The organism is Allorhizocola rhizosphaerae (genome assembly GCF_003426775.1).
Lineage (GTDB): Bacteria > Actinomycetota > Actinomycetes > Mycobacteriales > Micromonosporaceae > Allorhizocola > Allorhizocola rhizosphaerae.
This window is the reverse complement of the sequence record NZ_QJUG01000380.1, coordinates 1-4,529: the sequence shown is the minus strand read 5'-3', so window position 1 is coordinate 4,529 and position 4,529 is coordinate 1. Positions and strand designations below refer to the sequence as shown.

Sequence of the window (4,529 nt, the reverse complement as noted above, 5' to 3'; positions counted from 1 at the left end):
CGGCTCGCCTGCTCGCTGACCTGTGGTCAGCTTCGGCGGGGCCCGCGTAATGCCAGCCGGGGGGCCGAGCCCCCCGAACCCCCACGATCGGTGGGTGCGCGCCGCGGTCGGCTGGCGGCTCGCCTGCTCGCTGGCCTGTGGTCAGCTTCGGCGGGGGGCCGAGTCCCCTAAGCACCCCACGATTGGTGGGCGCGCCGCGGTTGAGGTTTCCCGCACGGCGCGCAGTTTTCAGTGAATGTTTGCGCTCAATGTGCGCTTGGCGGGTGTTGGAAAAAGGTGGGCATGCGTCAACCGTCCCGGCGCTCGGGGGGCGCGCCGGGACGGTGAACGGATCAGATCAGTCCTTCTGCTTCGGGTCCTTGACGAAAACTCCGTCGCCTTGGCGGCCCTCGACCAGCTTCTCTGCCTTGAGGACCAGCATGGCGCCGCGGACGGACCCGTAGCTCACCTTGAACTCGTCCCTGAGCTGGCTGATAGAGGGCAGCTTGTCGCCAGGCTTGAGCTCTCCGGACTTGATCTTGTCTCGGATGGCGTTGGCCAGTTTTTCGTACTTCGCAGTCATTCAGTCATCTCCCATGGCTCGCCCCAGTAGTAGATCACTGCCTTCTCCGCGAATCAACTCCCATGTACAGCCACTAGACATAGTCCACTACATTGCCTTAGTGTAGCCGTGTTCCGGTTCGCCCCATGGCTCGCACGCATGGCACGAACGGTTCGCCTTGGACGCCGTTCCGGTGGACCGGAACCCCAGCTGGTGTGCTGCTTGCTGCAATCGTTGCGTGGGTGGTGTGCCAAGGGGCGCGACGGCCTGCCTCCGTGTGCCATGTTGTGGGGCCGTCGCGCCCATCTTCGTTATCGAACCGTTATCGGGCGCTGCTTCGGTACCCACAGTGATCGAAAAGGGTTTAAACACGGGCGGATTACCCCGGCTCTATCTACATAGCGTAGTTATGGGTTGAAGCTCGGTTACCGGCCGGTAGTCAGGCTCTTGTGGTGCGAGTCATAAGCCGGAAACATCTTGGCCACTCCGGCGCGATAGTTCTGTGTCCGGCTCCCGTTGGCGCCGTGCCACGGGCAATCCATTTGCGAGGAGGTCTGGAGTGAAGGACTCGCAAGACCATCTGGTACTGGGGCGTACCAGATGGCGGCGCTTTGCCGCCGTGGTGGTTCCGGCCGCCATCGCCGTCTCCGCCCTGATGGGCGGGGTCGCCAGCGGCGCGGTGCCGGTGGCGCTCAAGGTCTCCGGTCAGACGGCCATGCTCTCGGCGGACAAGCTCGACGCCAAGGGCTTCAGCCAGTTCGGTGCCGTGGTGGTGAAGAAGGACGGAACACCCATCCCGGTCGCGGCGTCGCAGATTAAGTACGCCGAGATCACCAACCTGTGCCAGTCGGTGCGTGTGCCGGGAACCAACCTCGTGCTGTTCATCCGCGGCGGACGGGAGGCCGGCAAGCCGGTCATCGCCAGGGACCTGATGATCGGCATGGACTACCTGTCGGGTGACGCCGTCTTTACCAATATCGATATCGGTACCGACGCGTCCGCGCTGACCAAGGGCGGGCTCCCGCCGGTCGGGCTCGAAGGCCAGTTCGGTCAGGAGGCGGACACCGCCGTCATCAACAACCTGAACCAAAGGTTCTACAGCACCCATGCCGGAGAGTTCCACCTGACCGGCATGAGCCTGAACCTGAAGTTCGACGGCTCCGAGTGCTTCAGCCAGCTCAAGCCGTAGGCCCGAACGTTCGCGCTTTCCGGGTGCGTGGGGCGCGCCCGGAATCCGCATGACGATTGGAGGCATCCGTGACCATGTGGCAACGGTTCCGTCCCTGGAGGCGCAGCCGGCCGTTCTGGGGCGGAGTCCTGACCGTGCTGGCGGGCTTGGAAATCATCGGCTCGATGAACCTGGAGCTGCACGGCGGCACGATTTCGATCGGGCAGGAGGGGTTCACCGCCTACCTGATCGCGTTCGTCCTGATGATCACTGGGCCGCTGGCCTGGTTCATGCCCGCACAGCGTCACTTCTACGGCCTGGTGGCAGTGTTCGTGGCCATCTACTCGCTGCTCGGGGTCAACCTGGGCGGCTTCTTCATCGGCATGCTCCTGGGCGTGGCCGGCGGTGGTCTCATCTTCGCGTGGGCGCAGGCGGACCCGGCTTCGCCGGCTGAGGCCGACGACGAGGATGTGGAATCCGACCCAAAAGCAGGGTCCCCGCGGCACGCAACGATGATCATTATCATCGCGGCCTTGAGCCTGAGCGTGGCGACAGTGATCACCACGCCGGGGCGAGCGGGGGCGGCTCCGTGTAGCGCAGCGGCGGGGAAGGGGCCGGTACAGGGGTCGATCCTCGGGGGCATCGTCGACTTCTTTGACTGGTTGTTCGGCGGCGCGGGAGGTGCTGAGCCTTCAGCGTCACCCACTCCTAGCCCGAGTCCTAGTCCTAGTGCGACGCCCGGTCCGTGCCCGACCCCTTCCGTGAGCCCTTCGGCGAGCCCTGAGCCAAGCCCGACGGGTTCGGGGCCGGGCAAACCGCCGGCTTCGCCAAGGCCGTCGTCCACACCCACGCCTTCGCCTTCGCCGAGCGCCGGCAAGTCGCTGGCGGCGGTCGCGGGCCAGCCGAACGTTGGCAAGCGGCCGTCCAGGATGACCGGAAGCCGCGTGACCATGCTCAACCTCGTCTTCGACGGCGTGGTCGAGTTGCCCACGGTCGAGGGGACGCTGCGGGTACTGCGGTTCTCCATGTCGCAGTCGGACACCAACGACTTCCTGCTGCACGTCTACGGCAAGGACGGCTGGGACATCGATCTGCACAGCAGCAAACTCACCGTCAAGGGCGAGACGGTGTACTTCTACACCAACCGATTCCGGGGCAACCTGTTCGGGTTGATCCCGGTGGACTACACGCCGGACAACCTGCCGCCGCCCATCCCGCTGCCGATCGTGTTCTTCACCAATCCGGACGTGCAGCTGGTCTGGGTGCAGTCGCCGGTGCTGGAGGCGCCGGATCTGCGGATCACTCTGGTGCGTTCGTGAGAGATCGCCCTCGCGCCGTCAGGACACGACGGTGTCGAGGGCTATCTCGACCATCTGCGAAAACGTCTGCTCACGCTCTTGCGCCGTGGTCGCCTCGCCGCGCTTGATGTGATCACTGACGGTGAGGATGGTCAGTGCGCGGGCCTTGAAGCGGGCCGCGATCGTGTAGAGGGCTGCGGCCTCCATCTCGACCGCGAGCACGCCGTAGTCGGCGAGCGTGTCATAAAGGTCCGGACGGTCGGTGTAGAACGCGTCTGCGGCGAGGACCGGCCCGACCCGCATCTGGACCCCGCGCCGTGCGGCCACGTCGACGGCCGTGCGCAACAGCCCGAAGTCAGCCACGGGCGCATAGTCGATCAGCCCGTCGAAGCGCATGCGGTTCATGTTCGAGTCGGTGCTCGCGCCGATCGCGGCCACAACGTCGCGCAGGTCCAGGTCGTCGGCCAGCGCACCGCACGAGCCGACCCGGATAAGCGTCTTCACGCCGTAGTCATTCATCAGTTCATGCGTGTAAATCGACGCGGACGGCATGCCCATCCCGGATCCCTGCACGGAAACCGGCGTGCCGTTGTATGTGCCGGTGAAGCCGAACATGTTGCGGACCGTCGAGTAACACTTGGCATCGTCGAGGTAGTTCTCTGCGATCCACTTCGCCCGCAGAGGGTCGCCGGGCATCAGAACCCGCTCCGCGATCTCACCAGGCTTGGCGCCGATATGCGTGCTCATGCGCTGATCTTCCCACAGCGCTTCTTCGGACCCGTTGGGCGCGGCTGCTTCGGACCGCCGATCCCGCGATTGTCCGGGACCGGCGATTTCCGTTGCCATCGTGTGCATCCTGGTGGTCTTGTGCGCTACCCCAGGGACCTGGTGGTCCGTGATCGGCTAGGCGCGTGCCTAATGGCGATGGCACCGAGCCGTCGTCGACCAAGGGCCGGCCTTAGCCACCGAAAAGCCCGCCAAAGAACTTGCTAAGGAACCCGTTTTCGTCGCCAAGGATTCCATTGAGAAACCCGCGCAATAATCCGTCACCGTTCATCCGCACATCACCCCCTGCTTTTAGCTCTCACTATATGCACTATATATCCTAATATGGGTGGAAACTCGGCAAACGCGACTGCCGTTGCGGAAGATGAGTGGTCGTGCGCTCGCTCGAATGGCCTGTTATGCGAAGCTCGCTCCGCTGGCCGCGCAACTTGCGCGGCCGATCGCGAACGGCTCGGGAGTGAAACCCGGTCGAATACAAGAGGGTCAGCGAAGACCACATGCAAACGCCGGGCGGACCCGCATTTGGGGCGCCCGGCGTTTGGCTGATCCAGAGCGGTGGCGGCGGGATTTGAACCCGCGGACGCCTTACGACGTCACACGCTTTCGAGGTCTGAGATGGGCCTCAGCCCAGTCCCTTGGGGTCCGTCTCCTGGATCTGAGCCTGACGCTGACGGCTGCGAACGATTGCGAACGAATCTGAATGAGACCAGATCTGAGACCACCCCTCCGTGTTCGA

General features: G+C 64.4%; 4 protein-coding genes. 2 read left to right on the top strand and 2 right to left on the bottom strand.

What is annotated here, in order from left to right:
• Positions 1-337: 337 nt before the first annotated feature.
• Entirely contained in the window at positions 338-562 is a 225-nt protein-coding gene (locus DM816_RS40390; protein WP_117215736.1) for a winged helix-turn-helix domain-containing protein, read from the bottom strand.
• 598 nt (positions 563-1,160) lie between these two features.
• Between DM816_RS40390 and DM816_RS40385 the strand changes: the two genes are divergently transcribed.
• Both DM816_RS40385 and DM816_RS40380 read left to right on the top strand, forming a co-directional pair.
• Complete coding sequence (locus DM816_RS40385) at positions 1,161-1,730, top strand: DUF6230 family protein (protein WP_246002697.1); 570 nt, start codon at positions 1,161-1,163, stop codon at positions 1,728-1,730.
• A gap of 74 nt (positions 1,731-1,804) precedes the next feature.
• Positions 1,805-3,028 carry a DUF6114 domain-containing protein gene (locus tag DM816_RS40380; RefSeq protein ID WP_246002699.1) on the top strand — a complete coding sequence of 408 codons (1,224 nt, stop codon included), beginning with the start codon at positions 1,805-1,807 and terminating at the stop codon, positions 3,026-3,028.
• An 18-nt stretch (positions 3,029-3,046) separates the two neighbouring features.
• Here the strand turns inward: DM816_RS40380 and deoD are convergent, their stop codons facing one another.
• Positions 3,047-3,754: a purine-nucleoside phosphorylase gene (gene deoD, locus DM816_RS40375; protein WP_117215733.1), complete on the bottom strand. Its 708-nt coding sequence runs from the start codon at positions 3,752-3,754 to the stop codon at positions 3,047-3,049.
• Positions 3,755-4,529 lie beyond the last annotated feature (775 nt).

What these genes read in the sequence shown, in the direction of transcription:
- DM816_RS40390 (WP_117215736.1), bottom strand. Translation starts at nt 562, where the DNA reads ATGACTGCGAAGTACGAAAAACTGGCCAACGCCATCCGAGACAAGATC.
- DM816_RS40380 (WP_246002699.1), top strand. Translation starts at nt 1,805, where the DNA reads ATGTGGCAACGGTTCCGTCCCTGGAGGCGCAGCCGGCCGTTCTGGGGC.
- deoD (WP_117215733.1), bottom strand. Translation starts at nt 3,754, where the DNA reads ATGAGCACGCATATCGGCGCCAAGCCTGGTGAGATCGCGGAGCGGGTT.